This window comes from bacterium, from assembly GCA_019912885.1.
GTDB lineage: Bacteria > Lernaellota > Lernaellaia > JACKCT01 > JACKCT01 > JAIOHV01.
Window position 1 is genome coordinate 14,667 of sequence record JAIOHV010000102.1, and the last position, 26,510, is coordinate 41,176.

25 protein-coding genes and 1 tRNA gene are annotated in these 26,510 nt (G+C 63.6%); 16 read left to right on the forward strand and 10 right to left on the reverse strand.

All coding sequences use genetic code 11. The features are described from left to right. Positions 1 to 110 precede the first annotated feature (110 nt). Together K8I61_08670 and K8I61_08675 are read left to right on the forward strand one after the other, a co-directional pair. Positions 111 to 776 (forward strand): dihydrofolate reductase family protein, encoded by a 666-nt coding sequence (locus tag K8I61_08670; protein ID MBZ0272097.1) that lies wholly within the window; start codon positions 111 to 113, stop codon positions 774 to 776. A 209-nt stretch (positions 777 to 985) separates the two neighbouring features. Continuing rightward, entirely contained in the window at positions 986 to 3,361 is a 2,376-nt protein-coding gene (locus K8I61_08675; GenBank protein ID MBZ0272098.1) for an integrin alpha, read from the forward strand. 111 nt (positions 3,362 to 3,472) lie between these two features. On the opposite strand, the gene K8I61_08680 is transcribed toward K8I61_08675, so the two are convergent. The 8 genes from K8I61_08680 to K8I61_08715 all read right to left on the reverse strand — a co-directional run bounded on the left by K8I61_08680 (position 3,473) and on the right by K8I61_08715 (position 8,064). Next, complete coding sequence (locus K8I61_08680; protein ID MBZ0272099.1) at positions 3,473 to 3,793, reverse strand: hypothetical protein; 321 nt, start codon at positions 3,791 to 3,793, stop codon at positions 3,473 to 3,475. Beyond that, positions 3,790 to 4,077, reverse strand: a complete 288-nt coding sequence (locus K8I61_08685; protein ID MBZ0272100.1) for a helix-turn-helix domain-containing protein — start codon at positions 4,075 to 4,077, stop codon at positions 3,790 to 3,792. Before K8I61_08685 ends, K8I61_08680 begins: the two co-directional genes overlap by 4 nt. Before the next feature lie 173 nt (positions 4,078 to 4,250). Next, positions 4,251 to 5,231 (reverse strand): SGNH/GDSL hydrolase family protein, encoded by a 981-nt coding sequence (locus K8I61_08690; GenBank protein MBZ0272101.1) that lies wholly within the window; start codon positions 5,229 to 5,231, stop codon positions 4,251 to 4,253. 26 nt (positions 5,232 to 5,257) lie between these two features. Continuing rightward, the gene (locus tag K8I61_08695; protein ID MBZ0272102.1) at positions 5,258 to 6,019 is read right to left on the reverse strand and encodes a hypothetical protein; all 762 of its coding nucleotides are present in this window, start codon (positions 6,017 to 6,019) and stop codon (positions 5,258 to 5,260) included. Between the two features lie 102 nt (positions 6,020 to 6,121). Next, positions 6,122 to 6,194 (reverse strand) — tRNA-Cys (locus K8I61_08700). 112 nt (positions 6,195 to 6,306) lie between these two features. Further along, positions 6,307 to 6,669 carry a four helix bundle protein gene (locus K8I61_08705; protein MBZ0272103.1) on the reverse strand — a complete coding sequence of 121 codons (363 nt, stop codon included), beginning with the start codon at positions 6,667 to 6,669 and terminating at the stop codon, positions 6,307 to 6,309. Positions 6,670 to 6,769: 100 nt separating this feature from the next. Next, entirely contained in the window at positions 6,770 to 7,711 is a 942-nt protein-coding gene (locus tag K8I61_08710) for a hypothetical protein (protein ID MBZ0272104.1), read from the reverse strand. A gap of 83 nt (positions 7,712 to 7,794) precedes the next feature. Further along, positions 7,795 to 8,064: a hypothetical protein gene (locus K8I61_08715; protein MBZ0272105.1), complete on the reverse strand. Its 270-nt coding sequence runs from the start codon at positions 8,062 to 8,064 to the stop codon at positions 7,795 to 7,797. 176 nt (positions 8,065 to 8,240) lie between these two features. Here K8I61_08715 and K8I61_08720 point away from each other — a divergent pair, with 176 nt between their 5' ends. The 12 genes from K8I61_08720 (at position 8,241) to glmS (ending at position 20,987) form a co-directional block, all read left to right on the forward strand. Beyond that, positions 8,241 to 8,756, forward strand: a complete 516-nt coding sequence (locus K8I61_08720) for a transcriptional repressor (GenBank protein ID MBZ0272106.1) — start codon at positions 8,241 to 8,243, stop codon at positions 8,754 to 8,756. Between the two features lie 220 nt (positions 8,757 to 8,976). After that, a complete protein-coding gene (locus K8I61_08725) occupies positions 8,977 to 9,240 on the forward strand; it encodes a ferrous iron transport protein A (GenBank protein ID MBZ0272107.1) in 264 nt (87 codons plus the stop codon). An 11-nt stretch (positions 9,241 to 9,251) separates the two neighbouring features. Further along, the gene (gene feoB, locus K8I61_08730; protein MBZ0272108.1) at positions 9,252 to 11,459 is read left to right on the forward strand and encodes a ferrous iron transport protein B; all 2,208 of its coding nucleotides are present in this window, start codon (positions 9,252 to 9,254) and stop codon (positions 11,457 to 11,459) included. Between the two features lie 172 nt (positions 11,460 to 11,631). Then, a complete protein-coding gene (locus K8I61_08735; GenBank protein ID MBZ0272109.1) occupies positions 11,632 to 11,802 on the forward strand; it encodes a FeoB-associated Cys-rich membrane protein in 171 nt (56 codons plus the stop codon). A gap of 196 nt (positions 11,803 to 11,998) precedes the next feature. After that, on the forward strand, positions 11,999 to 12,553 hold the full coding sequence (locus K8I61_08740; GenBank protein ID MBZ0272110.1) for a hypothetical protein: 555 nt from the start codon (positions 11,999 to 12,001) through the stop codon (positions 12,551 to 12,553). Then, positions 12,550 to 13,140 (forward strand): FMN-binding protein, encoded by a 591-nt coding sequence (locus K8I61_08745; GenBank protein MBZ0272111.1) that lies wholly within the window; start codon positions 12,550 to 12,552, stop codon positions 13,138 to 13,140. Before K8I61_08740 ends, K8I61_08745 begins: the two co-directional genes overlap by 4 nt. 2 nt (positions 13,141 to 13,142) lie before the next feature. Further along, a complete protein-coding gene (locus K8I61_08750; protein MBZ0272112.1) occupies positions 13,143 to 14,405 on the forward strand; it encodes a hypothetical protein in 1,263 nt (420 codons plus the stop codon). Between the two features lie 334 nt (positions 14,406 to 14,739). After that, positions 14,740 to 15,132 carry a hypothetical protein gene (locus tag K8I61_08755; protein MBZ0272113.1) on the forward strand — a complete coding sequence of 131 codons (393 nt, stop codon included), beginning with the start codon at positions 14,740 to 14,742 and terminating at the stop codon, positions 15,130 to 15,132. 162 nt (positions 15,133 to 15,294) lie between these two features. Further along, positions 15,295 to 16,977 carry a hypothetical protein gene (locus K8I61_08760; protein ID MBZ0272114.1) on the forward strand — a complete coding sequence of 561 codons (1,683 nt, stop codon included), beginning with the start codon at positions 15,295 to 15,297 and terminating at the stop codon, positions 16,975 to 16,977. A gap of 403 nt (positions 16,978 to 17,380) precedes the next feature. Continuing rightward, a complete protein-coding gene (thyX, locus tag K8I61_08765) occupies positions 17,381 to 18,232 on the forward strand; it encodes an FAD-dependent thymidylate synthase (protein MBZ0272115.1) in 852 nt (283 codons plus the stop codon). A 50-nt stretch (positions 18,233 to 18,282) separates the two neighbouring features. After that, positions 18,283 to 18,882: a four helix bundle suffix domain-containing protein gene (locus K8I61_08770; protein MBZ0272116.1), complete on the forward strand. Its 600-nt coding sequence runs from the start codon at positions 18,283 to 18,285 to the stop codon at positions 18,880 to 18,882. Between the two features lie 278 nt (positions 18,883 to 19,160). After that, a complete protein-coding gene (glmS, locus tag K8I61_08775) occupies positions 19,161 to 20,987 on the forward strand; it encodes a glutamine--fructose-6-phosphate transaminase (isomerizing) (protein MBZ0272117.1) in 1,827 nt (608 codons plus the stop codon). Positions 20,988 to 21,291: 304 nt separating this feature from the next. On the opposite strand, the gene K8I61_08780 is transcribed toward glmS, so the two are convergent. Beyond that, complete coding sequence (locus tag K8I61_08780) at positions 21,292 to 21,510, reverse strand: hypothetical protein (GenBank protein ID MBZ0272118.1); 219 nt, start codon at positions 21,508 to 21,510, stop codon at positions 21,292 to 21,294. Positions 21,511 to 21,830: 320 nt separating this feature from the next. Further along, positions 21,831 to 22,934: a saccharopine dehydrogenase NADP-binding domain-containing protein gene (locus K8I61_08785; GenBank protein MBZ0272119.1), complete on the reverse strand. Its 1,104-nt coding sequence runs from the start codon at positions 22,932 to 22,934 to the stop codon at positions 21,831 to 21,833. Between the two features lie 264 nt (positions 22,935 to 23,198). On the opposite strand from K8I61_08785, the gene K8I61_08790 reads away from it, so the two are divergent. Together K8I61_08790 and K8I61_08795 are read left to right on the forward strand one after the other, a co-directional pair. Further along, positions 23,199 to 24,467 carry a 6-phospho-beta-glucosidase gene (locus K8I61_08790; protein ID MBZ0272120.1) on the forward strand — a complete coding sequence of 423 codons (1,269 nt, stop codon included), beginning with the start codon at positions 23,199 to 23,201 and terminating at the stop codon, positions 24,465 to 24,467. Positions 24,468 to 24,805: 338 nt separating this feature from the next. After that, on the forward strand, positions 24,806 to 26,314 hold the full coding sequence (locus tag K8I61_08795; protein MBZ0272121.1) for an MFS transporter: 1,509 nt from the start codon (positions 24,806 to 24,808) through the stop codon (positions 26,312 to 26,314). Positions 26,315 to 26,510 lie beyond the last annotated feature (196 nt).

The following is a 26,510-nucleotide window of genomic DNA, read 5'->3' on the forward strand; positions in this document are numbered from 1 at the left end:
CCACGGTTCGGCTCCGGAGTCCGCTGCACGCATCAATAACGTGCATCGCGAGGCGTTCAAGCCGCCGATGATCAATTCGGCCGCGTTCGCCGAAGGAAAGGACGACGCACATGTCCAGGCTCCGGGTCAATGCCTTCTCCATCTCCATTGACGGCTTCGGCGCCGGTCCCGGCCAGGACCTGGACAATCCGATGGGCGTCGGAGGGATGGCGCTGCACAAGTGGGTCCTCGGAACGAAGACGTTTCGGGACATGCATGCCGATTTCGCCGCATCGTTGTTCGGCGACGAACCGGCCCGCCAAGACGCCGATGACGACTTCGCCGCACGCGGTTTCGAGAACGTCGGCGCCTGGATCATCGGCCGCAACATGTTCGGGCCGGTGCGCGGCCCCTGGCCCGACGAAAGCTGGAAGGGATGGTGGGGCGACAATCCCCCCTACCACGTGCCGGTCTTCGTTCTCACGCACCACGCCCGCGCGCCCATCGCGATGGAAGGGGGCACGACGTTCCACTTCGTGACCAGCGGCATTCACGCCGCGCTCGAACGGGCGATGGCTGCGGCCGGGGGAAAGGACGTCCGGCTCGGCGGCGGCGTGGCCACCATTCGCCAGTACCTCATCGCGGGACGGATCGACGAGATGCACCTCGCGCTCTCTCCGGTGCTTCTGGGCCGGGGCGAAAACCTCCTCGCCGGCATCGATATGGTGAGCCTCGGGTACAAGTGCGCCCAGCACGTCTCCACGAGCATGGCCACGCATTTTGTCCTGACAAAGTGATACCGGGAGCGCGATGCCATCCTTCTTGTTGCCCCGAGCGACGCCGAAGGGTGGTGAAAATTGTGACGACCTTCCAGACTTTCGGACTTCCAGTCTTTCAGACTTCCAGATTTTCATACATTTGATCCCGGTCAACTTGCGCGCCCGCGTGAATGGGCGTATGCAATCATTGTAATCATGGATTCATGACTGCCTGGGGAGGGTTCACCATGCGTTTTGTTCCCATCGTGTGCATGTTGGCAATTCTTGTCGCCGTGACGTGGGTCGGCTGCGAGGGCGATTTTGACAAACCAGAAACCGCATCGTTCACCGCCGCGCAATCCGCCGACGATTCGTGGAGCGACGACGACGCGGAATTCGACGCCGCGGCCGGCGGCGCGATCGCGGCGAACGAGCCGTTCTGGCACGTCGAGAGCGACGATATCAATGCGCTCATGGGTGAACGGAATCATCTCGCCGTTTGCGACGTGAACAACGACGGTTACGACGACGTGATCGTTGGATCTCGTAATTACGGGAACTCCGATCTCGGGCGCGTCGATCTGTTCCTCGGTAACGCGTCCGGGTTTTCGGCGACGCCCGATTGGACGGAAACGCCCGATCAGGAAGACGCTGGATTTGGCGTCGTCGCGTGCGCCGGCCGCACGAATAACGATGATTACAACGATGTAATCGTCTCGGCCACGGTCTATTCAAACGGCCAGAACGCGGAAGGGAAAGCGTGGATTTATCGCGGTAGCGCAAGCGGGCTGGATGGCAGTGCTACCTGGCAGGTCGAGTCGAACGTCACCAATTTTGGTCTTGGTACGTCGCTTGCGGGAAATTGCGACGTTAACGGTGACGGATACGACGACGTCCTGGTCGGGATCCAGAACTACGACAACGATCAGAACAACGAAGGCGCCATTTATGTCTTTCACGGCGCTTCTGGTGGACCGTCGACGAGTACCGACGCGATCATCGAGGGCAATCGCGACGTCGCCTATTTCGGCTGGAATGTCGCGTGCGCGGGCGACGTCGACGCCGATGGGTACGATGATGTCATCCTCGGTTCCTACAATTGGACCAATGGAGTGACGCAAAATGCCGAAGGAGCGGCTTTTGTTTACTACGGTAGTAACGCCGGCCTGAATGTTGGTTCACCCTGGTCGTATGAAAGCAATACGGCAAGCCAGCGGCTCGGGTATTCCGTCGCGGCTGCGGGCGACGTCAACGCGGACGGCTACGACGACGTGATCGTCGGCGCGCCCGGACATGGCGCAAACGCGACGACTCCGGACTACGCGTACGTGTTCACGGGCGCGGGTGCGGGCCTCGTTTCCTCCCCGGCCGCGACACTCACGTTGGGCGAACTCAAGGGATACTTCGGCGTCGCCGTTTCCAGCGCGGGCGATGTGAACGCGGACGGCTACGATGACGTGGTCGTCGGCCATCCGCGATTCAGCGGCGGTCAGACCACCGAAGGGGCGGCCTGGATTTACCTGGGCGGCTCCGCGGTGACGAGCGCCGTCGATACGACGCCGGTTTGGCGCGCCGAATCAAATATCGCCCAGACCCAGTTGGGTGAATCGCTCGCATGGGCACGAGACGCCGACGGCGACGGCCGCGACGATATCCTCGTAGGCACGCACAACTATTCAAATGGTCAAAACGGCGAAGGCGCCGTGTTCGCCTTCTCCCCGTACCCGTTCAACGACACCTGCGAGTTCGTCGAACACATTGCGTCCGTTCCGGCCGTTCGAACGGGCGAGACCGACAAGGCCAGCGACGACTACACCCCCGCCTGCGGCGGGTCCGGCGCCGGATTCGACGTCGTCTACAGTTTCACCGGCACGTTCGGCGTGGAGTACGTCGTCAACGTCACGGCCGACTACAACACGATGCTCGTCGTCACCTACGACACCTGCACGGGCACGTCGATGGGCTGCAACGACGATTTTGGAGGATTGACGCAATCTCAGGTGACGTTCACCGCGCCGGTGACGGGGACATTCTACATCTGGGTAGACGGTTGGTCCGCCGCGTCGTTCGGCGACTACACGCTGACGATCAACGTCACCGGCACCACGACCACAACGACCCCGACCACCACCACGACCACCGCGCCCACCACCACGACCACCGCGCCATCGACGACAACCACCACCGGCGGTACGACGACGACGACGGGAGCAACGACCACCTCCACCGGCGGCACGACGACTTCGACCGGCGGTTCGACGACGACCTCGACGGGTGGAACCACAACGAGCACCGGCGCGACCACGACGACGGGTGCGACCACCACATCGACGGGCGCGACAACGACATCCACGGCGGGAAGCACCACGACCACCGGAGGTTCGACGACCACGACCACCATCCCCGGCGATGACGATGATGCCGATGACGATGACGCGGACGACGATGATTCCGATGACGACGCGGATGACGACGCGGACGATGACGCTGCGGATGACGATGACACGGGCGCGGACGACGACGACGACGCGGTTGACGACGACGCTTCGGACGACGACGCTTCAGACGACGACGATGACCGATCCGGCGATGACGACGATGGCGGAGGCTGCTGCGGCGGCTGAACCAACGTTTACCGCGAAGGCGCGAAGCATGCGCAAAGGTCGCAAAGGATTTTGAGTTTCATCGGCTTTGCGTTCTTGCCGTTGACTTCGCGCCTTTGCGGTAAATTCGCCTTACCCCAACAGCTTGATCCCCGTCAGCGCCGAGATCGCCGCGGCGAGCGCCGCGGCGAGAATCTTCAGCACCTCGTTTCGCGTCGAGTCCCGGCGCGTCTCGTCGTGACGCAGTTCGTCCAGGCGATCGAAAAAATCGTCCTTGTCGAGCTTGACCGCCACCTGGACGGCGATCGCGTGCACGGACTCCTCCAGCCGCGCCAGCCGCTCGATCTGCGCGCGGTTGTCCTCGTGGATGCGCGACAGTTCGCGATACAGCCAGAACCCGTGATCGCCGATGTTCTCCGGCGCCCGGCGCGCCGCCGTTTCGGTTGCGTTCATGGCATCGCCTCCGGCGAATGCAAAAGGGAATCGGAGCCGCATGCGACGGCCCGCGGGCTTTCTTGCCGCTCGCGCATGTTTGCCGGGGAGTGAAAAGCTTCCTCGCCCAAAGCCCAGGCCCGCAACGCCGCCTTGCTCGCGCACGGCGTGCTCCGCGTGCCCGCCGGCCACGTGACCGGCAAGCCCTTGTGCCGCGCCCAGCGCTGCACCGTACGCACGCTGCGGTCCAGATACGCCGCGATCTCCTTCCATCCCGACAACAGTTCTTCACATCGCCCGATCATCGTATTCCTCCGAGGGTGCGGGGGCGCGCGCCTTCACCTATCGCGAATTGACCGGGTATCGGCCGCGAAAAAAAAGACCCGCGCGACACGATGGGCTTTCGCGTTGGCCGGCGGGCGACGCCATCGCGCGACGTGTCGCGACAACGCCAACATTCCGCGCGAAACGCCCGACGCTAGTTTTTCAGGACGTCCGGAAAATCGCGGAGGATGACGCGTTCGAGGTCCGCGGCCAGTTTCTCGTGCCCTTCGGGGTTCAGGTGGTGACTTGAACGCAGCACATGGGACTTGAAGTAGCGAATGGGAAAGGCGCTCGAGCGGGCGTTCGACGACTCGCGCAGTTTTTGCAACTCGCCGTTTAAAAGCGACGGCGGAAGGCTTTCCCGATATTGGCGATCCACGATCGCCTTGAAGGTGAACAGGATCGGGGTGTCGCGTTTCTCGAGGACGTGCAGAAGATTCCGAACGGACGCGAGCGAATCCGGCACCCGCGTCTGATGCCGGTCGCCGATCTCTTTTACCCACAAAAAGAACAATGCAATGCGCCCGAGCCGCGTGTTGGCGACGAGGTTGTCCTCGTAGAGGGGATTCAAGGCCACGACGGGATCGTCGTCGTTCGCATTGATTTGAAAAATGACGAGCGCCGCGTCAAATCGCCCCGCCATATCCTCGGCCATCATGGAACTCTGATACCCGGTATATCCGAGGACACCGAAGTTCAGGACGTTCGCGCGGCCCGCGAGCCGTTGGCCAAGCCGGTAAGCATAGGTTTCGTCCCCGTTGACGCCCATGCCGAACGTCACCGAGTCGCCGACGCAGATGATGTATGGGGGAGCGTATTCCCGCGGCGTGCCCGAATCGGCGATGCGTTCCCCGTATGGTCCCGTGACGTAGCTCAGCACGCGATGGTCTTTCGGCAAATAGTGAAAGTCGTAAACGCGCGTGAGCGCCCGCACCCGATAGCGCAGAACGTCGTCCAACTCCAGCAAGTCGTGCAAATCCGGCAGGACGAGATAACTGGCGAAATGCGCGCCGAGAATCGTCACCGCGATCGCGAGGATGACGGCGCGCGTTTTCCGATACAGGCGGACCAGCGAGCGCCTGAGGCTCCACGAGCGCCGGGGCGGCGGTGTCGCGAGACGCGGTTTCGCGCCCATGCCTCTCCCGATTCAGCCGGACGTTTTCAAGACTCGGCCTCCGTCACCGCGCCCTCGCGGATCGGATCGAAACCGAGATAATCGATCAGCACCGCGCGGTAACGGCGGTCGAGCACCGTAATGCGTTCGCGGGACGCGATGTCGCGGACCCACTCCTTGAGGAGCTTCAGATAAAGCTCCTGGCGGCGCGTCTTGTCTTCGGGCGACAGCGCCTCGGACGCGGTCTCCCCGCCCGCCGGCGCGGCCGCTTCGGGACCCGCGTTTTCCATCCGTTGCTGATCCATCGCCAGGCGAACCTGCAAGTCGAGCTTCTTGTCGACGAACCGTTTGACGACGAAAACGTTGCGGAATCGGTAATTGATGTCGATGCCGTATTCGGCGGTCTGATCGGCGTCGTCCGGCAGCGTGCCGTCCTTGAGTTCCATCTCATTCAGGAAGACGACGTAATCGCCCGCGCCGCCGAAGAGCGCGCGGAACGGCACGGTCATGTTGTCGACCTCTTCGGTGGTGATCGTCGAAAGGCCCATCTTGACGGCGGTGTTCATCAGCAGCCGGCGAACGACGAGTTCCAGAAAGACCTGCCGATCGTTCAGCGAATCCTCTTGCCCCGGAAACAGCAGCGAGTCATGCGCGCGGCGCAGAATGCTCCCCTCCTGACGCACCTGCTGCATGGTGATGATGTCGTTGCCGATCTCGCAGAGGATTTTATCGACCGTCACGACCTTCGCGCGCGCGCCGGGCGCGGCGAAAATCAACGCCAGCGCGATCGCCGCGCCGGCTACCGCCATGCGAACGCCCGCGCGACGCGGACCGCAAGGCGCGCCCTCGCACCGGGTCCTGGCCGGGTTCGCGGCGGGTTTCGTCGTTCGATTCATCATTCGGATTCGCGTAGGCGGCGACCGGAGTCGAACCGGTGCATAAAGGTTTTGCAGACCTTCGCCTTAACCACTTGGCTACGCCGCCATTTTATCGCCGGCAGGGCGCCTGCCGGGCGGAGATGGCAATATCGCAGGGGCTGGGGCGTGTCAAGGAAACTGCAAAGTGTGGAGTGCGGAGTGCGGAGTGCGGAATGCCATCACGAGAGACTTTGCCTGGATTTGGCTGTTTTCGCGGATGCCACTACTATTTTCAGAATTTCCGACGTTTCGCGCATCAGATCCGCCAAGCGCTGTTCCTTTACGATTTCGCTTTTTACCAGCAACTCCATCCAGAATAACGACTCGTCGCATTCCTCCTCGACGATCCCGAGCTTGAATACAAAGTCCTTTTTCGATTTGGCGCGACAGGCTGCCCGGTAATTCGCGGCAACGGAGGTGCCGGCGCGCAATAGCTGCCTCGCGATCGTGTCCGCCGCACGAGATTTCGGCAAGGATTCCGTTAGACGAAGAATTCGCAAGGCGAATTCAGACGTGCGAATCCGAAGGTTGTCGTGTTTCATTCGCGGGTCGATTCGTAGCCCCAAAACGATTCCGTCGTCAAACGAAATCGCGCGCCGGTTTCACTCCGCACTCCGCACTCCGCACTCCGCACTTCGAATTCTACTTCGCCTTCCCCGACACCCACGTCCGGTACGCCTCGATCTCCGCCTTCCACGCCTCGTACAACCCCGGATGCGTGTTCTTCATGTGGGCCTCCCAGCGCCCGGCGTGGAATTTCAGGCTGTCGGCCACCGCGGGCAGCGCGGTTTTCGTCGCCATGTTGACCGCGAACGCGATCTTGCCGATGTCGCCGCCGGGGTTGCTGTCGACGTAATAGGTGACGTCCGACTTCAGCCGGTCGCCCGGGCGCGTCACCATCGATTCCGGAAGCGGGTTGACCACCCACGCGCCGAGGTTTTTTGCCGGCACGACCGCGTCCGCGCGATGCGCGTCCATTTCGGGGTCAAGCTTGTCCTGGCACTTCATCGCGGGCGCGTCCTTCCAGTGGACGTACCACGGAAACGCCTCGCGATCGGCCGCGCGCTCGATCGTGAAGTGACGCGGCGACACGAGCGGCAGCACGAGCAGGTGGTAGAGATATTGTTTGCCGCCCTCGCGGCAGGACGCGCCGTCAAAGACGTAGGGCATGAAGGTGCGCCGTCCCTTGTTCTCCGGGTATTCCGGCGAAACCTGATCGAAGTGGTCGATGTCCGTGACGATGCGCCACACCGTCGGCGGCTCCTTGTCGACGATGACGCGCAGGTAGCCGCGCTTGGTGGATTCGCCGCCGTCGAGAAGCCGCGTCACGGGCTTGCCCGCCGCGAGATCGGCCATTTCCGACGCGGTGAACGCGATATCCGGCACCGGCGCTTTGCGTCCGGCCGCGAGCGCGAACTTCGAATCGGCCGCGGCTTGCCACGCGTCGTATCCGTCCGCCGCCCGCGCATCCGGCGCCGCCAAAAGCGCGGCCAACCCGGCAAGGACGCACGCTGCGCCAAAGGCGCGCGCGCGTTTATCGGACGCTCCGTGACAATTACCTGACCTTTTCATCCATTTTTCCATAGACGCCCTCCGGAACTTTTTGTAGGGTGCGTTTCGAGGCTGCGCTAGATCATATTTGGACTTGACGGGTCCTGATTTGAATGCTACAAAAAACAGCGTCGAAGATCGGTCGATCCATTGGGGGAATTCTTCCGCCGTTCGTCAAGCGCGCACTTCGCGCATCCGGCGGGAATCGGGGTCAGCGGCAAAACATGACCGCTTTCAATCAGCACGAAACGCCCGGCACGACGGCGCATGTTCGCGCCCCCGGCTCGACGCCCATTTTTTTGACTCGCTTGTCGGGATTTATTCGCAACAAGCAGCCCCGGCGCGCGGCATCGGTTTTGACCGCCGCCGGCGTTCTTTTTCGGCATGTTCTATCGAGACTAAGTCGCAATATTATTTCGCGCTCTTGTCGCGACAGAGTTTCAATAATCGCGAAATTCCTGGCCCAAGCCGTGATCTTGACCGGCGACCCCTCTATTTTTCTGACTTCTTATCGGGATCAAGTTTCGATAATGACACCTGTTCCTGAACCCGGAGGATGTGCGTGAGCGCCCAGGAAACCTTTGATTCGATCGACAACGTGATCGCGCCGGGGAGCGTCGATCCAATCGATCGTTTCAAGGAATACCTCGCCAAACGCAGCCTGCGCATGACGCGCGAGCGGCGCATCCTCGTGGAAGAGATTTTCAACGGCCAGCACCATTTCACGGTATCCGATCTATGCGAGCGCCTGGTCGCCGCGGGCTTGCGCGGGGCGAGCCGTTCGACGGTTTACCGCGCCATCCCGCACCTTCTGGACGCGGGCCTCATCTTCGAGGTGTCGCTGAAAAGCGGCAACGAGGAGCAGGTCTACGAAAACACGCTCGTGCCGCGCCACCACGACCACCTGACCTGCGAGAAGTGCGGCGAGGTGATCGAGTTCGACAACGAGGCGATCCACGAGATGCGCGAGCACGTCGCCCGCAAATACGGCTACATGCTGCGGCGCCACGTCCTGCACCTGCGCGGCATCTGCGCGCGCTGCCAGGAGGGGCTCTCGCCCGAGGAGATGGAATCGTGACGCGCCGCGACGCCGATACCGACCTGCGCTGCCGCGATTGCCACAAGCTCATTGCGCGCCTCGACGGCGACTGCGTCGTCGTCCGGTGCGCCCGGTGCAAGTCGGAAATCCGGCTCGCCATTACGACGGAATCAACGCGCGGAAAAAATCCGCGCTCTTCGGCCGTCCCGGGCGCGAGCGCGCGCGGGCGGAACACGGGCCAGGGGCCCTGGAGTTAACCATGCAAGCTCTCATCACCGCCGCGACATCCACCTTGACCCTCCGCCAGTGCAAGCGCGGCGAGCGCGTGCGCATCGTCGGCCTGGCCGGCGCCGGCCCGATCCGCCGCCGCCTGATGGAGATGGGCTTCCTGCCCGGCGCCACCGTCGAGGTCCGCCGCTTCGCGCCGCTGGCCGATCCGATCGAGTTCGTCCTGCGCGCAAGCCACGTGTCGCTGCGCAAGGCCGAAGCCGAGATGATCACCGTGGAGCGGTTCGCCAACTAGGCGCGCGCGCGATGGCTTCTCCTCTCGTGACCCCCGCCCCCGCGAGCGCGGCCACCGCGGCCAAACCGCTGCGCATCGCCCTGTGCGGCAATCCGAACTCCGGCAAGACGACCGTCTTCAACGCGATGACGGGATCCTGGCAGAAGGTCGGGAACTGGCCGGGCGTCACCGTGGAGAAGAAGGAAGGCCGGTGCACATTCGAAGGTCGAGCGATCCACGTGGTCGATCTGCCCGGCACGTACAGCCTGTCGCCGTACACGATCGAGGAGATCGTCGCGCGCAATCATTTGCTCGACGACCGCCCGGACGTGATCGTGCAGGTCGTCGACTCCACGAACCTGGAGCGGAACCTCTACTACACGACGCAGCTTCTCGAACTCGGCATGCCGCTCGTCCTGGCGATGAACGTGTACGACGAGTTCGAAAAATCGGGCGCTCGGCTTGATCTTGCGCTCCTGGCCGCGCGGCTTTCGGTCCCGGTCGTCACGACGGTCGGCATCCGCGGCAAGGGGATCAAGGAATTGCTCGCGGCGTGCGTGAAACGGGCCGAGGCCAGGGACGCCCCCCGTCCCGCGTCGGTTGACTACGGCCTCGACCTCGAGGTGCAGATCAAGAGCATCGAGGATTCCGCGAGTCTCGCGGGATTGCAGGAGAGCGGTTTCGATCGCCCCACGCGCTGGACGGCCGTGAAGCTGCTCGAAAACGACACCGATGTCGAAAATCGCCTTTCCACGACGGCCAACGGAGAGTGGAAGGACATCGCGGGCGCCGCCGAGGCCGCGCGCCGGTTTGTCGCCGACGAGTTCCAGGACGAGCCGCAGATGGTGCTTGCGCAACGGCGCTACGCGTTCATCGGCCGCGTGCTCGACGAGGTGTACGAGGCACCCGTCGATCAGCCCCGCCGCATCACCGACCGGATCGACGCCGTCCTGACGCACCGGCTGTTCGGCCTGCCGTTTTTCTTCTTCGTGATCTGGGCGATGTTCCAACTCACCTTTACGGTCGGCTCGTATCCGCAGGACTGGATCGACGCGGGCGTCGCGTGGCTTGGCGAGGGCATCACGACAATCATGGGCGCGGGCTTCTATCGCGATCTCATCGTGGAGGGCGCGCTGAACGGCGTCGGCTTCGTCATCGTGTTCCTGCCAAACATCCTCATCCTGTTTTTCTGCATCAGCCTGATCGAGGACACCGGCTACATGGCGCGCGCCGCGTTCCTGATGGACCGCGTGATGCGTTCGGTGGGTTTGCAGGGGAAATCGTTCATCCCGATGCTGATGGGATTCGGCTGCAATGTTCCCGCGATCATGGGAACGCGCGTGCTGCCGACCGAGCGCGACCGCCTGCTCACCATGATGGTCAATCCGCTGATGTCCTGCTCCGCGCGCCTTCCCGTTTATATCCTGCTCGCGGGAACGTTCTTCGCCGCCGAATGGGCCGGCACCGTCATCTTCAGCATGTACGCGCTTGGCATCGGCTTGGCGATCTTCATCGCGCTGCTGTTTTCGCGCACGATCCTTCGCGGCGAGTCGTCGCCGTTCGTCATGGAGCTGCCCCCGTATCGCGTCCCCACGCTTCGCGGCTGCGCGATCCAGATGTGGGATCGCGGCAAGATCTTCCTCAAGAAGATGAGCACCGTCATCCTCATCGGATCGGTGACCGTCTGGACGCTCTCCTATTTCCCGCGCCACGCGGATGAAACGGCCGTCGCCGATGCCGGATTCGTCGCGGTCAACGCCGCCGCGGCGGTCGGCGAAACGGACGATCTCGCCGATGCCGGCGCCGCCGAACCGGTCGCCGAGACGGAGCGCGACATGGGAGAGAGCTATCTGGCGGGCATCGGCCGCGCGCTCGATCCGATCTTCGCGCCGCTCGGCTTCGACTGGCAGACGAACGTCGCGATCCTGACCGGCTTTGTCGCGAAAGAGATCGTGGTGTCGACCTACGGCGTCATCTACCAGGTCGGCGACGAGGTGGACGAAACGAGCCAGGCGCTGCGCAACAAGCTGGCGTCATCGAGCGCGCTCACGCCGTTGACGGCGCTCGCGCTCATGGCGTTTGTCCTCATCTACACGCCGTGCCTGGGCACGATGGCGGCGATCCGCCGCGAAACGCAGTCCTGGAAATGGACGCTGTTTTCCATCGGCTATTCAATGCTGCTCGCGTATGCCGTCGCGTTCACGATCGTCCACGGCGGCCGGCTGCTGGGGTTTGCATGAACTTGATACGAACCGCGACCGTCAGGGAGCGGGTTTCGCGCCTACGAACCGTACGCTTACGAACCGCGACCGTGAGGGAGCGGGTATGCCGAACTGGGGTTCGGCGTTCCCAGGCCGGAACCGCGAGAGCTTGTCCTGAGCGCGAGCGAAGGATCAGGGAGCGGGTATTCGCATGATCGACCATGAAGTCCTGACCGGCATCGTCATCGTCGCGGGCGCGCTCTTGCTGGTCGTCCGCCAGGTGCGCCGCGAACTGACGGAAAAGCCGGAAAGCGCGTGCGGCTCCGGTTGCACGGGCTGCCCGGTGGCCGGGAAGGAGCCCGGAACAGAGCCGCGACCGTAAGGGAGCGGGCGGTTACGCGCTATCGATTCGCGTGTTCGCGCCGCATGAAACAGAGCCGCGAGAGCTTGTCCTGAGCGCAAGCGAAGGATCAGGGAGCGGGTGAGAACGAAAAGCAATCAACGAGGCCGGAGGTCTTGAACCCGGAGCCCGGACGCCGACACGCGGCATTCGGGCTTCCGCCATTTTGGAGTCGAATTTGTCCGACCAGAAAAACACTCTGTACGACGCGCCGCTCGCGACGAAAATTGCGTGGACGTTTTTTCTCGTCTTCACGCTCGCCGCGCTCGCGTTTTCGGTCTGGCGCGTCACGGATGCCGGAACCGCGACCGCGCGCGGCATCGGCGCGACCTACGGCGCCGAGCCGATCGACCTGGAATCGAACGAGACGCCGGCCGCCGGTCCCACGCTGGACCTGCCCGACGATCCCGCGATGATCGCCCGCCCCGCGCGCTCAAAGGGCGAGATGATCGTCGTCGCGCACGTGCACGCCTTCATGATCCCGGCCGTTCTGTATCTGGTCACCCTGATTTTTTTACGCGCGGGGCTCGCCTCGTCGCTGAACGTCATGACGATCGTCATCGCCAACCTCGCCGTGGCGATCGACCTGTCGTCGATCGGACTCGTGCGCTACGTCTCCACCGCGTTCGCGCCGCTGGTGATGGTGGGCGGCATCGCGATGACGGGATCGTTCCTGTTCATGATCGGCGCGGCGCTCATCGCCATCTGGCACGCGCCGGGGGAGGAATCATGAACCGCCGCCTCGCCGCGTTTGTCCTGGCCCTGGCGCTTTTCGCGCCCGCCTCGGCGCGCGCGAAAGACGAGCCGGCCGACGAAAAGCGCCCGCCGGCCAGCGAACACGTTTACCTCACGCGCGAAAAGGCGCTCGCCGGGTTTTTTCCGGATGCCGAAAAAATCGGCTACGAGCGCAAGACGCTCACCGGCGCGCAGGCTGCCCAATTCCGGAAGGATCTGGGCTACGCCCCGCCGCGCCTGGATTACGTCGTGTATATCGCGACCAAAAACGGCAAGCGCGCGGGATACGCGCTGATCGATAACGAGCTTGGCAAATACGAGATGATCACCTTTGCCGTCGCCGCCGGAACCGACGGGCGCGTCGCCGACAGCGCGGTGATGGTGTATCGCGAGGAAATCGGCCACCAGGTGAAGGAGCCGATGTTCCTCGAACAGTTCAAGGGCAAGGGGACCGATGCGCCCCTTCGCCTCGGCCGCGACGTGAACGGCATTTCCGGCGCGACCGTTTCCAGTCGATCCATCGCGCGCGGCATCCGACGCGCGTTGTGGCTCATCAACACGTTTTACCCAACCGAGGAGAGATAAACATGGGAGTGCTTGTGAGGAGTGCGGTCGCCCTGGCCGCGATACTGATTTTCGCGTCGGTGGCGGTCGCCCAGCCGACGATGGACCTGCCACCGGAGGAGGCGCCGCCCGAGGTGGGGCTGGACCTGTCGAAGGTGCGTATCGGCGGCTACGGCGAGTTGCACTACACGAACGCGGAGAAGGAAGTCGCGGAGCTCGACCTGCACCGCTTCGTGCTCTACTTCGGCTACCGCTACGACGACATCTGGACCTTCCACTCGGAGCTCGAGGTCGAACACGCCGTCACCGGCGGCGACGAGCCGGGCGAGGTCGAGATGGAGCAGGCGTTCGTCGACGCGCGCTTTTTTCCGGAGCTTGGCCTGTCCGCGGGTGTCATGCTGATCCCGCTTGGCATCATCAATCAGCGTCACGAGCCGCCGACGTTCAACGGCGTCGAGCGCCCGGAATACCACCGCGTCATCATCCCCACGACCTGGTGGGAGGGCGGCGGACGCCTGTACGGCGATGTCGGTCACTGGATGAGCTGGCAGGTGCTCGGCACATCGTCGTTTGACGCCATGGGCTTTTCGCCGGCTTCCGGCGTGCGCGGCGGGCGGCAGAAGGTCGCCGAGGCCAAGGCCGAGTCGATGGCCGTCACCGGCCGCGTCGATATCCATCCGTTCACCGACCTGAACCTGGGCCTCGCCGCGTTCCACGGCGGCACCGATCAGATCGGCGGGTTCGGCTGGCCGGTTACGATCCTCGCCGGCGACCTGACCGCGAAGGCGCTCGGATTCGAATTGCGCGCCGAGGGCGCGCTCGTGCAGATTCCCGAGGCTGAGGAGATCAACGACGCGATCGCCGACGCCGCCGCCGCGGCAGCCGCGGCCGAAGCGGAAGGGAAGTCCGCCGCCTTCGCGGATCCCGACGCGCTTCCGTTCAAATTCGGCGAGGCGGCGGCCGCCGCCGCCGCGGGCGGAGCGCCGGGCGTGCCCGAGTCCTATTACGGCTTCCTGGCCGAACTCGGATTCGACACCCTGACGTTCTTCGACACGACGCACGTCCTCAACATCTTCGGCCGTTACGAGCGCATCGACCTGAACGCGAGCGTCCCGGACCCGTTCGAGGAATCCGACGCGCTGCGTTATTCGGTCGTCACCGCGGGACTGACGTACAAGCCGATCTCCAACATCGCCTTCAAGGTCGACCAGCAGTGGACCACCACCGACGAAAAAGACGCCGAAGCCCTCAAGGCGTTCCACGCGGGCGTCGGTTACATGTTCTGAGCCTTCGTTCGGGGGCGCGCGAGCGATCGCGCCCCCCCCTGGGCATTCAAGACCAACAGCCCATCCGCACGTTGCGGAAACGCGTCCGAGAGGGCGCGTTTTTTTTGAAAGCATCACAACAAAAAGCCGTGGCGTCCCACGAATTTTCGGCGCGCGCATCTCGCATCCGGCGACGCGACGGCGACGGGCGCCCGGCCGGGTCCAGGGCGCAACGATCGATATTCGCTCGCGAATTCGCCGCGCTTGACATTCGCGGCACGCAAGTTGCTCATAGGGACCGGCAAGCGGCGGCCATGTGCGCCGCGATCGGGTTCACAACAAGGAGGCTTTGGCCATGAGGAATCCGAATTCATTCGTCTACGCCCTTTTTGCGTTTCTGTTTTTGATCGCGGCCGTCGGCCTTTCCGCCGCCTGCGGCGACGACGACGATGACGATGACGATGACGACGACGACAATGACGACGACGCGGACGACGACGACGATGACGCGGACGATGACGACGATGACGACGAGTGCACCGCGGAAGACGCTTGCGGCGAGCTGGTCGCTTGCGACGTTTACGACGACGTTCAGTTCTGCGCCCAGGCCATCGTTTCCGATTGCCTGGATACCGAAGGGAGTGAGCGGATCGTCGATTGCATGTGCGAGTGCACCGCCAATGCGACAACCTGCGAAGAAACCGAGGCCTGCCTGGAACCGTGCGTCAGCGCCTGCTGGGAGGAATGACGGCCCCAAACCGGCCTGCCCAGGCGAACCCATTCGAGGAAATCCGTAAAATCACCTGACAGGAAACGCGCCCTTGAAGGGGCGCGTTTTTTTTGGATGGTTTGAAAAAACCATGCACGACCGGTATTGTCATCGAGTTCACATCATCCATGGGAGCGCCGCATGTTACGTTTCATGAAGTTATTCTGGACGATTGTGCTGGCCGTCGGCGTGTTCGCCTTCGCCCATGCGGAGGAAAGCAAGGACTGCCACACGCTGATGGGGACGTTTGAGTACGACGGTTCGTCGCACTTCGACGACACGCCGACCGCGTTTCGCCACGCAGGCGACACGCTCGCGATGGCCGGGTGGACGGCGAAGAACGACGCGGCTTCGGACGCCGACGGCTTTGTTTCGCTGTGGCGGCCGTTTTCCAAGGAAACGAAGATTTCGACGGAGTGGGACGGCCCCGCCGCCGGGTTCGACTCCTTCAACGACGCCTGGCTCGACCCGACGCTGCCCGCCGGCCCATTTGCCGCCGCGGGGTATTCGTCGAACACGGGCACCGGCGGCGATTTCACGCTCGTGATTTTCGACGAGGACGGCACGCCCGTGAAGGAAGATCTGTTCGACGCGGGCGCGTCCGGCGAGGACTGCGCGTTCGCGGTGACGCGGTCTGGCGACGCGCTCTACGCGGTGGGATACGGAACGCCCGGCGGACAGGCGCACGTGGACTGGCTTGTCATCAAATACGATCTCTCGGGCAATCGCCTGTGGGAACGCACGTACGCGGGCGAAACCGCGGGCCACGACGTCGCCCGCAAGGTCGCGCCCGATGGCGAAGGCGGCATTATCGTGGGCGGCGAGACGTGGGGGCCGACCGGGCCGCGTCTGACGGGCGTGCAATGGAATAGCGGCGGAAACGTCGTGCGCAGCGGCGTTTTGCAGCCGCCCGTCGGCACGACGCGCACGGTGGTGACGAACATCGTGGTGGTGGACGAAACGATTCTCATCGGCGGAAACTACCACGGCGCCAACGACGCCTTCATCTCGTCCGACGCCCAAACGATCGACGCATCGCGCGCGGCGGGCTCCTTCAACCCGGACTTGTCCCCGGGCGCGCTCGAACAAACGGTCCTGGAGAGTTTCGCCGACGGCTCGGTCCCCACGATGGATCTGGCGACGTTCGCCTTCAACCCCCCGGACGTGACCGCCCCGGCCAAGGGACCGGACCAGGAGACGCTCGTTGAGGCGTACGACGCATCGGGCACGTCCGCGTGGTATGGGACTTGGGACCCGTCCGACCAGGGGTTGCTTGGCGTCATCAACACGTTCGACGACAACGGCGACGTGCTTTTCGCCGGCGGGCACACGATCGACGGCGACGGCACGACGCGGGCGGCGCTGCTTTATTTCGATCACACGGATTGGGACCAGGCCAAGCGCACCTTCGTCTTACCGCACTTTCTCGAAGTGTCGGGCAAGATCACCGACACGCAGAACACCTTCGACACCACGGTGTTCGTCCAGTACACGCCCGATCTTTCGGGAATCGGCGACGACGACGACGACGATGCCGATGACGACGATGCCGGCGACGACGACATGGATCCCATCGAATACCTGGCCGGCGCGATCCGGTTCAAGGGGCCGGATTCGGCCTTTTTCGACATCCAGCTCTTCTTGCTCTCCCTCGACTGCCCGCCGGGCGACGATGACGACGACGCGGACGATGACGATGCCGTCGACGATGACGACACGGCCGACGACGACGACGCGAACGACGACGGGAACGACGACGATGACGACGATGACAAAGGCGACGATGACGACGACGACGACGGCTGTGGAGGTTGCGGCTGCTGACCGGCCGCGCGGCACGGGGCGGGAACGCAACGGCGGACGCCCGAACGAATGGACAAAATGGACCGAATGGACCGAATGGACAGGATGGACAGGTTGCTGGAAGCGCGCGGCGGGTCGGACGGATTTTGATCGGGGGCAGGCGGCGCGCGCGTCAGGTTTGCGTTTCGTCCATGAGGTCCATTTTGTCCATGATGTCCATGCGCCTTGCGCCGCCGCCTTGACGCTGCTGGAAGCGCGCGGCGGGTAGGACGAATTTTGGATGGGGGTAGGCGGCGCGCGCGTCAGGTTTGCGTTTCGTCCATGAGGTCCATTTTGTCCATGATGTCCATGCGCGTCGCGCCGCCGCCTTGACGCTGCCCGGACGGACGGCAAGAATCCGTCAACCCCTTTCCCCCGCGAGATCATGGCCCACGCAGACAATCCCGAAGCCGACGCGCTTCTCGACAAGGAATTTCCCGTCCTGGACAAGGGCTTCGTGCGCCTTGTCGATTACCTCGGCTCGGACGCGCGCATCGTGCAGTCGGCGCGCGTGTCGTATGGCGCGGGCACCAAAACGGTGCGCGAGGACAAGGGGCTGATCGACTACCTGATGCGTCACCGGCATACGTCGCCGTTCGAGCAGGTGAACTTCACGTTCCACGTGAAAATGCCGATCTTCGTGGCGCGTCAATGGGTCAGGCACCGCACCGCGCGCATGAACGAAATCAGCGGCCGTTATTCCGTGATGCGCGACGAGTTCTATGTGCCCGAGATCGAGCACGTGAATTTCCAGAGCGAGACGAACCGGCAGGGGCGCGCGGACCAGGCCGCGCCCGAGGCGATCGCCGCGAAGTTCCGCGACGATCTCGTGCGGATGAATCGCGAGACCTACGAGCACTATGAGGCGCTGCTGGCCGAGGGCGTTTCGCGCGAGCTGTCGCGCATCAATCTGCCGTTATCGCTTTACACGGAGTTTTACTGGCAGATGGACCTGCACAACCTGTTTCATTTCCTCAGTCTGCGCCTGGACGCGCACGCACAGCTCGAAATCCGCCTGTTTTCGCGCGCCATTGCCGATATCGTGAAGGTGGTGTGTCCGTTCGCGTACGAGTCTTTCGAGCGCCACATCCTTAACGGCCGGCGTTTTGCGTCCGACGAGATCGACGCGATCCGCGCGATGATCAAGGGCGAAAAGCCGGACCTGCCCAAGCGGCGGATGGCGGAGTTTTTGGCGAAGCTGGGGATGGCGGAGGAAGAGGACGAACCGGAGAGTTGAGCGTGGAAACCGCTGCCATGGACATGATGGACAAAATGGACTGAATGGACATGGACAAAACGAACAAAAGGCCGGCAACCGCAAACCGCGACGGCGGAATCATCGTCAAACACGGTGGCTATCGCAACCTGAAAAGCTTCCGGATTGCACAACTTGTTTTTGATGTGACGGTTCGTTTTTGCGAACGCTACATCGACAAGAAAAGCCGCACGCGCGATCAGATGGTGCAGGCCGCGCGCTCGGGCGTGCAGAACATCGCCGAAGGCAGCGTCGCAAGCGGTACGTCGAAAAAGAGCGAGATGAAATTGACGAACGTGGCGCGCGCGAGCCTTGAAGAGTTGCGCCTTGATTACGAGGATTTTCTTCGTCAGCGGAATTATTCGCCTTGGCCGGCGGACGATCCGCGACGAACGCCCCTGATCGAACGGCGTTGTTCGACCGCGGACGACGTCGCCGCGTGGGTGAAGGAAAATGCGCCGGCGCGATCCGCCTTTGCGGAAACGGCCGCCAACGCCGCGCTCGTTTTGACCGGCGTGGCGATACACCTTTTGGGCAAGCAGCTTGCCGCGCAGGCGGACGCGTTCGTAAGCGAAGGCGGCTTCACCGAGCGCCTGTATCGCACGCGCAAGGACCGCCGCGACGGACCCTGAACGCGCGCAAGGCTCGCCGAACGCCCATGGACACCATGGACAAAATGGACTGAATGGACGACGCGCAAACCTGACGCGCGCCGCCTACCCCCGCTCAAAATCCGTCCTGCCCGCGACGCACTTCCAATAACCCGTCCATCATGTCCATTCAGTCCATTCGGTCCATTTCGTCCACCCTGTAGCCTTCCTTCCCTTTCAGGATATTCCAGCTTTACGCCAAAACGCCGATAGATAACGATGACCGACATGGTTTTTTGAAAAAACGGAGTTTTTTTAAAATGTGCGGAATTATTGGCTACATCGGCGGCAAGGACGCGCGGGACATCCTGATCGACGGGCTCAAAAAGCTCGAATACCGCGGCTACGACTCGGCCGGCGTCGCGCTGGTCCATGACGGCGAGCTTCGCCTTCGCCGCTCCGTCGGCAAGCTCATCAACCTGGAATCCAGCCTCGCCGAGGTGCCGATCGACGGCACGCTCGGCATCGGGCACACCCGTTGGGCCACGCACGGCCGCCCCACCGAGCAAAACGCCCATCCGCACGTCGTCGACGGCATCGCCATCGTCCATAACGGCATCATCGAAAACCACACCGACCTGCGCGACGAGCTGGCGAAAAAAGGGTGCGTCTTTTCGAGCGACACCGACACCGAGATCGTCGCGCATCTGATCCGGCTCGCGCACGATCGCGGCCTGAACCTGTTCGACTCGGTCAAGGAAGCCCTCACGCACGTTGAGGGCGTGTACGCGCTTTTGGTCGTCAGCAGGCACGAGCCCGACCGCATGATCGTCGCGCGCAAGGCGAGCCCGCTGATCGTCGCGCTCGGCGACGGCGAAAACTTCGTCGCCTCGGACGTCCCGGCGATCCTCAATCACGCCAACAAGATCGTGTACCTGGAGGACGACGATATCGCGATTGTGAAGCGCGACGGCGTCCGCGTGTTCCACGGCGACGCCGAAGTCGAGCGCCCGTCCCGCGTCATCGCGTGGAATCCCGTGGCCGCGGAAAAAGAGGGCCACAAGCACTTCATGCACAAGGAGATTTTCGAGCAGCCGCAGGCGATCATCTCGAGCCTGGAGGGACGCTTCACCCTGCCCGAGGGAAACGTCTATTTCGACGGCGGCGGCCTCGAGGCCATCAACGCCGCGGACGTCCAGCGCGTCACCCTGCTGGCCTGCGGAACCGCCTGGCATGCCGCGCAGATCGGCCGCTTTTTCATCGAAACGCTCGCCGGCATCCCCTGCGAGGTCGATCTCGGCAGCGAATACCGCTACCGCGATCCCATCGTGCAAAACGGCGCGCTGTGCGTCGTCGTTTCGCAGTCCGGCGAGACCGCCGACACGCTCGCGAGCCTTCGCGAAGCCAAATCGCGCGGCGCAAGGTCGATCGCGGTCTGCAACGTGCAGGAGTCGTCCATCGCGCGCACGGCCGACGCGGTCTGCTACACGCACGCCGGCCCGGAGATCGGCGTCGCCTCGACCAAGGCTTTCACGACGCAGCTCGCGGTGCTGATGCTGGTGGCGATCTGGCTTGGCCGGCGCAACGGATTTTTGTCGGAAAAGGACGCGGCGACGCACCTTTCGGAACTGGCGCGCATGCCGGTGCGCATGCAGCAGATCCTCGCGGGCGAGGAAAAGATCCGCGAGATCGCGCGCACGGCGCGCAACGCGAAAGGTTACCTGTACCTGGGCCGGCACGTGCAGCACTACATCGCGCTCGAGGGCGCGCTGAAGCTCAAGGAGATCAGCTACCTGCACGCGGAGGGCTATGCCGCGGGGGAAATGAAGCACGGCCCGATCGCACTGATCGACGAGGAGATGCTCGTCGTCGCCATCGCGCCCAAAGCGCCGACCTACGAGAAGATGCTGTCGAACGTGGAGGAAACCAAGGCCCGCGGAGGGCGCGTGCTGTCGATCGTCACCAAGGGCGACACGGCCGTCGCGCGCCGCAGCGACCACGTCATCGAAATCCCGACCTGCCCCGCGATCGTCTCGCCGCTTTTGACCGTCCTGCCCCTGCAACTGCTCGCGTATCACATCGCCGACCTGCAAGGCACGGACGTGGACCAGCCCAGAAACCTGGCCAAGAGCGTGACGGTGGAGTGAGGGTGGAAGGCCGTCAGCAATCAGCCATCAGCCGTCAGCAATCTGAATAGCCTCGGACCCATCATTGGCACGCGCTCAGGAGGGGCCGCTTCCGTCAGAGCCGCGACCGTCAGGGAGCGGGCTGGATCGCATCGGCAATAACGCGACGCCGCCGGGGGGTTCGGCGCCACCGGGATCATGCCGAACGGGGGTTCGGCGTTCCCCGGAGCAACGCACGCGTCGTGCGGCGTCGAAGCCACAAACGGACGCCACGCCAAAGGCGTGGCGGGAGTGCGCGGGTATCGCGGGCGATCCGCGACCCGTCCTAAAACTCCGGCAGCATCCCCACGTCGTCCCGCGCGCGTTCGCGCGGATTGCGCGACAGAAAAATGTTCTCGTCGCTGAACACGCGGTGGAGGGGATCGCCCTTTTTGACCGTGCCGGCCGCGTCGGAAAACGCCGTGTAAACCGGGTATCCGCCCGTCAAAAGCGCCAGCACGGACAGCTTGTCCAGAACGTACTCCGCGCCGAGAACCGCGCCCATCCGCTCGTGAAGTTTCAGTCTTTTTACTTGATGACGCGTTGCGTCATAACGGACCGCCGAAACGATGAATTCTTTTTTCCGCATTTTACAAACTCCAACATAAACCGCCAAAAAAACCGGCGGCAAGATGGCAACGAAACTCGCTTCTAATACTTCTAAAACGCCTGCTCTTAACGGCGCTGCTGCACCAAAAGTGAATATAGCGCAAATCGATCCGAATGTCCCGATTTTTTTCAGGTGGGCGCTATTTTTTTTGCGTTGGTGGGACGGCTCACAACGACACCGAAATAACTACGCGCAAACGCGCGGACTCCCTGACGTTATTCTTTTATATCTTCGATGATCTGTACATCGAGCGCCCGAACGCGCTTAAGGAAGTCGCGCGGGTCGGACAAGAGGCGCTCCGGAGGATAAACGCCCCCCGGCAAATCCGCGAATTCGCCGGCCGCCGCCATCTTCGCGGCCACCAGGCACGGCGCGCTCGTGATGTGCGCGATGTGCCCGGAGTACAGCGCGGTCCAACTCGCTTCCGCGCCGTTTCGCGTTCCGCGCACCTCGACCCGCCCGGCGGAGATGTCCGGATCGCTCTTGCTTGCGAACAGCGGGATGATCGGGTTGAAGATTGAAAGCAGAACCTTGCGCCGGCGCTCCGTTTTCGTCAGCCCGAGCCGCGCCAGCCGCGCGACAAACGGAAATATCCACCTGGGAACGCACCCGCCGCGAAGCCACACGTTTTGCAGGCCGGGGATGAATCGCGGCAGCGTCACCGACTCGGCGTGCCCCGTATAAACGCACGGCACGTCGCCGAGCGGTTCGGGCATGCGCGCCATCTTCGTGCCGGTTCCGCACCGAACGCGCACCTCGCGGCCGTCCCGCCATTGCAGCGTGTCGCCGGTCATCAGGTGCATCACGTGCAGGATGTTCGCCGGGCCGACGTTTTCGTTCGCGCCCGCGGCCCAGAAGATGTCGACATCGCGCGGCGCGTCCATCGTATTGCAGCCGGCCTTCGCGAGCGCCTGCGTCAGCCCGGGGGAGTTCCCGAATCCGGTCAGCATCAACACGCCCGCCTCGCGCGCGGCGCCGTCGAGCTCGTACACGGAAAGGAATGCGTCGTAATCGTCCGCGATCGTCACGACGGGCTTGCGCGCGTCGATCGCCGCTTGCGCGACGAGGCGCTCGAAGCGATACGCCGGCCCGACGAAGCTGATCGCGGCGTCGTACTCGCGCATCGCGCCGGCGAGCGCGGCGCGATCCGTCACGTCGACGACGCGCGGCGCGAACTTCGTGTGCTCCCTGGCCGCCGCCTCGGCGCGCGTGCGATCGATGTCGGCAATGGAGACGTGCTCGATGCCGGCGTCCGCCGCCATCAGCCGCCGCATCGCGACGGCCATCTCGCCCGCCCCGCCAAGAAACAGGATTCGCATGCGTCACCCCCGGGACCGCGGGCGGCTCGCCCGCTTCGCAACTTTTTTGTATCCGCAGATTACGCCGATTTCGCCGATTGAAAATGCATGCCGGGTCGTTTGCCGTTTGCGGCATAAGCGGGCGAGCCGCCCGCGGTCCCAGGATCGTACCGGCGTTCGGCGCTCCCGGCTCCTTTCCGCCCTTTGCGTCTTCGCGGTGAAACCTCATAATGCGCGCGCGCGGACGCATGCCGAGCTGGTGCTCGGCGGTCTCAGGGGGAGAGCATGAAAATCTGCATCATCGGCGGCGGCAGCACATACACGCCGGAGGTCATCGACGGCCTGATCGGGCGCGCGGGCGCGCTCGGTCTTTCCGAAATCGTCCTGCAGGATATCGACAACACGCGGCTTGACGTCGTCGGTGAGTTTTCGCGGCGGATGGTGCGTCACGCGGGCGGCAAATTCGCGGTCACGACGACAAACGACCGGCGCGCCGCGATCGACGGCGCCGCGTTCGTGCTGACGCAGTTTCGCGTCGGCGGGCAGAAGGCGCGACACGAAGATATCAAGCTCGGTCTGCGTCACGGGCTTGTCGGCCAGGAGACGACCGGCGTCGGCGGCATGGCCAAGGCGCTTCGCACGATCCCCGTCATTCTCGACATCTGCCGCGACGTCACCAAGGTCGCCCGGGACGCGTGGATCATCAATTTCACGAACCCGTCGGGCCTCATCACCGAGATGATCCTGAACCACACCGACGCCGAGCGGTGCGTCGGGCTTTGCAACGTGCCGATCGAAATGAAGATGAATATCGCCAAATACCTCGGCATCGAGGAGTCGCGCGTGCGCATGGAGTCCGTCGGCCTGAACCACCTGGGGTGGGTGCGCCGCGTGGATGTGGACGGCGAGAACATCCTGCCGCGCGTCATGGAGGTGCTCGCAGGCGCCGATGGACCCAAAAACATCCCCGACCTGCAGATCGCGCCGGAGCTGCTGCATTCGCTTGGCGCGCTGCCGCTTTGGTACTGCCGCTATTTCTACAACACGGATTCCGTCATCGCGGAGTTGAAGTCGAAAACGAAAACGCGCGCCGAGGAGGTGATGGAGATCGAAAACGCGCTTCTTGCGAAGTACCGCGACGAGTCGGTCGTCACGAAGCCCGCGGAGCTCGACCAGCGGGGCGGCGCGTACTATTCCAAGATCGCCGTGGAACTGATCGACGCGATCGTGCACGACACCGGCGCGGAGCACACCGTCAACACGCACAACGGCGGCGCGATGCCGGACCTGCCCGACGCGAGCGTGGTTGAGGTGCTGGCGAAGATCGACGCGAACGGCGCGCACACGATTCCCACCGCGCCGATGGAGCCGCACATCCGCGCGCTCGTGCAGTCGGTGAAGGCGTACGAGGAGCTGACGATCGAGGCGGCGCTGAACAAGTCGTACGGCGCCGCGTTCCGCGCGCTGATCACGAACCCGCTGGGGCCGAAGGCGGAAAACGCGAAGGCGGTGCTGGACGACATTCTCGCGACGAACGGGTTGGAGTACGTCTGAGAAATAGTCTGGAAGTCTGGAAGTCTGGAAGTCTGAAAAATCATCGCAACAAGCCTGGGAGCGCAGGCGTCCCGCCTGCTTCGAGCGCGACTCCCTGGGACCGCAGGTGTCCTCACCTGCTTCGTAAAAAAGTTCCGCCATCCCGACACGCCCCCAAATACCACGCCCCCCGTCGACACCGCGCGGCGACTCCCTGGGACCGCAGGTGTCCTCACCTGCTTCGAATGCGATGTCGCGTTTCCCAACAGCCGGCCCACGACGCACGCGGGGCGGCTATCAACTCTTTGCGTCCCTTGTGCTAGCGTTCCCCGATTTCGCGTGCATACCCAGGGGCAACCATGACCGACGGCGACGTGCGGCCGGAGCTTGATCACGAGAACGGGCGCAAGCTCTCGTTCGCGGAGATGTTCACGTACTCGTTCGGCGAGCTTGGCGTATCGTTGTCGCCGGCGATCGTCGCGGGCTGGCTGATCTATTTCTACACCGGCCGCATGGCCGACGCCGGCTCCGCGGCCGTGCCAATGACCGGCATCGTCCTGACGCAACAGGCGCCGATGTTCCTCGTCTCCGCGTGGGGAATCGCGTTCCTCGGCCTGTTCGGGCGGCTTGTCGACTCGATTGCCGATCCGCTGGTCGGCTACTACTCCGACAAGTGGCGCTTCAAGCGCGGCCGGCGCATACCCTGGGTGCTCTGGGGCACGCCGCTTCTCGCGCTGTTTTCAATCCTCATCTGGATGCCGCCGGAGTCCGGCGGAATCGGCACGGTGTGGTTCAATGTCGGACCGCTCGCGGTGACGCCGAACTTTTTGTGGATCGCGTTCATGCTGTCGGGCTTCTGGTTTTTCTACACGGTGGTCGTCGCGCCGTACCTCGCGCTGCTGCCGGAGATCACGCCGTTTAACCGCGAGCGTATCCGCGTCTCGGAGGCGATGGCGTATCAGGACGTCGTGGCGATGGTCATCGGCACGATCGGGCTCGGCGCGATCCTCGAGGCGTTCGGCGCGGGGCTGACGATCGGCCCGATCACGCTCGACAACGGCTACGAGGTCGCGGGCATTATCCTGGCCGTCATCTTCACGCTTTGCTTTTTCATTTCCATCTCGCTGGTGCGCGAAACGGAGTGGAGCGCGTCGAAGGCGGTGCCGTTCAAGTTCCTTCAGGCGATGATCGAATCGATCAAGAACCCGGCGTTTCCGCCCTACGTCATCTCCGTCTCGTTCCTGCGCCTGGGGATCGACATCGTCGTCGCGCTGATCCCGTTCATGGTCATCAACGTCATGGGATTCGGCGAGGGCCTCGCGGGCGGGTTGCAGGGCGTCATCGTCATCGCCGCGGCCGTTCTGTTTCCGCTTGTCTCGAAACTCGCGGCCAGGCACGGAAAAAAGAAGATCTTCTCCATCGGCCTCGCCGGCTTCGGGTTCGGGCTCGTGATGCTCTCGTCGTTTTATCACGCGCCGTTCATCGGCTGGATCGTGTCCTTCGTGGCGAGCCTGTTCGGCGCTCCGCTCTCGAATTCATGGATCATGTTCGCGCATTGCCTGGGCGTCATGTTCCTCATCTCGTTCCCCATCGCGACCGCGCTCGTTTTGCCGCGCCCGATCTATGCCGACGTCATGGACCACGACGAGAAGCTCACCGGCTACCGGCGCGAGGCCATGTACAACGGCATGGAAGGGCTGATCACCAAGTTCGCCGCGGGAATGGCCGCCTTCATCGTGCCGCTGCTCAACCAATACCTCGGCATCACCGCCGAGCGCCCGTGGGGCGGCGTCGCCGGCGGTCTCATCGGCGGCGTCATGCTGTTTCTCGCGTGGTGGGCGTTCAAATATTACCGGATCGAGACGTAGTCGAGAGGCGCACCGCATTTGCGATGTCAGGCCCGCAAACGCAGGCCCCCGCCCCGAGCGGGGCCGGAGTGCGCGGTCGGCACCGCATTTGCGATGTCAGGGCCGCAAACGCAGGCCCCCGCTCCGAGCGGGGCCGGAGTGCGCGGTCGGCACCGCGTTCGCGATGTCAGGGCCGCAAACGCAGGCCCCCGCTCCG

What these genes read in the sequence shown, in the direction of transcription:
- K8I61_08670 (MBZ0272097.1), top strand. Translation starts at nt 111, where the DNA reads ATGTCCAGGCTCCGGGTCAATGCCTTCTCCATCTCCATTGACGGCTTC.
- K8I61_08705 (MBZ0272103.1), bottom strand. Translation starts at nt 6,669, where the DNA reads ATGAAACACGACAACCTTCGGATTCGCACGTCTGAATTCGCCTTGCGA.
- K8I61_08750 (MBZ0272112.1), top strand. Translation starts at nt 13,143, where the DNA reads ATGGGAGTGCTTGTGAGGAGTGCGGTCGCCCTGGCCGCGATACTGATT.
- K8I61_08710 (MBZ0272104.1), bottom strand. Translation starts at nt 7,711, where the DNA reads ATGGAAAAATGGATGAAAAGGTCAGGTAATTGTCACGGAGCGTCCGAT.
- K8I61_08770 (MBZ0272116.1), top strand. Translation starts at nt 18,283, where the DNA reads ATGGACAAAACGAACAAAAGGCCGGCAACCGCAAACCGCGACGGCGGA.
- feoB (MBZ0272108.1), top strand. Translation starts at nt 9,252, where the DNA reads ATGGCTTCTCCTCTCGTGACCCCCGCCCCCGCGAGCGCGGCCACCGCG.
- K8I61_08760 (MBZ0272114.1), top strand. Translation starts at nt 15,295, where the DNA reads ATGTTACGTTTCATGAAGTTATTCTGGACGATTGTGCTGGCCGTCGGC.
- K8I61_08685 (MBZ0272100.1), bottom strand. Translation starts at nt 4,077, where the DNA reads ATGATCGGGCGATGTGAAGAACTGTTGTCGGGATGGAAGGAGATCGCG.
- K8I61_08690 (MBZ0272101.1), bottom strand. Translation starts at nt 5,231, where the DNA reads ATGGGCGCGAAACCGCGTCTCGCGACACCGCCGCCCCGGCGCTCGTGG.
- K8I61_08790 (MBZ0272120.1), top strand. Translation starts at nt 23,199, where the DNA reads ATGAAAATCTGCATCATCGGCGGCGGCAGCACATACACGCCGGAGGTC.
- K8I61_08695 (MBZ0272102.1), bottom strand. Translation starts at nt 6,019, where the DNA reads ATGGCGGTAGCCGGCGCGGCGATCGCGCTGGCGTTGATTTTCGCCGCG.
- K8I61_08725 (MBZ0272107.1), top strand. Translation starts at nt 8,977, where the DNA reads ATGCAAGCTCTCATCACCGCCGCGACATCCACCTTGACCCTCCGCCAG.
- K8I61_08680 (MBZ0272099.1), bottom strand. Translation starts at nt 3,793, where the DNA reads ATGAACGCAACCGAAACGGCGGCGCGCCGGGCGCCGGAGAACATCGGC.
- K8I61_08735 (MBZ0272109.1), top strand. Translation starts at nt 11,632, where the DNA reads ATGATCGACCATGAAGTCCTGACCGGCATCGTCATCGTCGCGGGCGCG.
- K8I61_08745 (MBZ0272111.1), top strand. Translation starts at nt 12,550, where the DNA reads ATGAACCGCCGCCTCGCCGCGTTTGTCCTGGCCCTGGCGCTTTTCGCG.
- K8I61_08785 (MBZ0272119.1), bottom strand. Translation starts at nt 22,934, where the DNA reads ATGCGAATCCTGTTTCTTGGCGGGGCGGGCGAGATGGCCGTCGCGATG.
- K8I61_08715 (MBZ0272105.1), bottom strand. Translation starts at nt 8,064, where the DNA reads ATGCCGAAAAAGAACGCCGGCGGCGGTCAAAACCGATGCCGCGCGCCG.
- glmS (MBZ0272117.1), top strand. Translation starts at nt 19,161, where the DNA reads ATGTGCGGAATTATTGGCTACATCGGCGGCAAGGACGCGCGGGACATC.
- K8I61_08780 (MBZ0272118.1), bottom strand. Translation starts at nt 21,510, where the DNA reads ATGGGCGCGGTTCTCGGCGCGGAGTACGTTCTGGACAAGCTGTCCGTG.
- K8I61_08755 (MBZ0272113.1), top strand. Translation starts at nt 14,740, where the DNA reads ATGAGGAATCCGAATTCATTCGTCTACGCCCTTTTTGCGTTTCTGTTT.
- thyX (MBZ0272115.1), top strand. Translation starts at nt 17,381, where the DNA reads ATGGCCCACGCAGACAATCCCGAAGCCGACGCGCTTCTCGACAAGGAA.
- K8I61_08675 (MBZ0272098.1), top strand. Translation starts at nt 986, where the DNA reads ATGCGTTTTGTTCCCATCGTGTGCATGTTGGCAATTCTTGTCGCCGTG.
- K8I61_08795 (MBZ0272121.1), top strand. Translation starts at nt 24,806, where the DNA reads ATGACCGACGGCGACGTGCGGCCGGAGCTTGATCACGAGAACGGGCGC.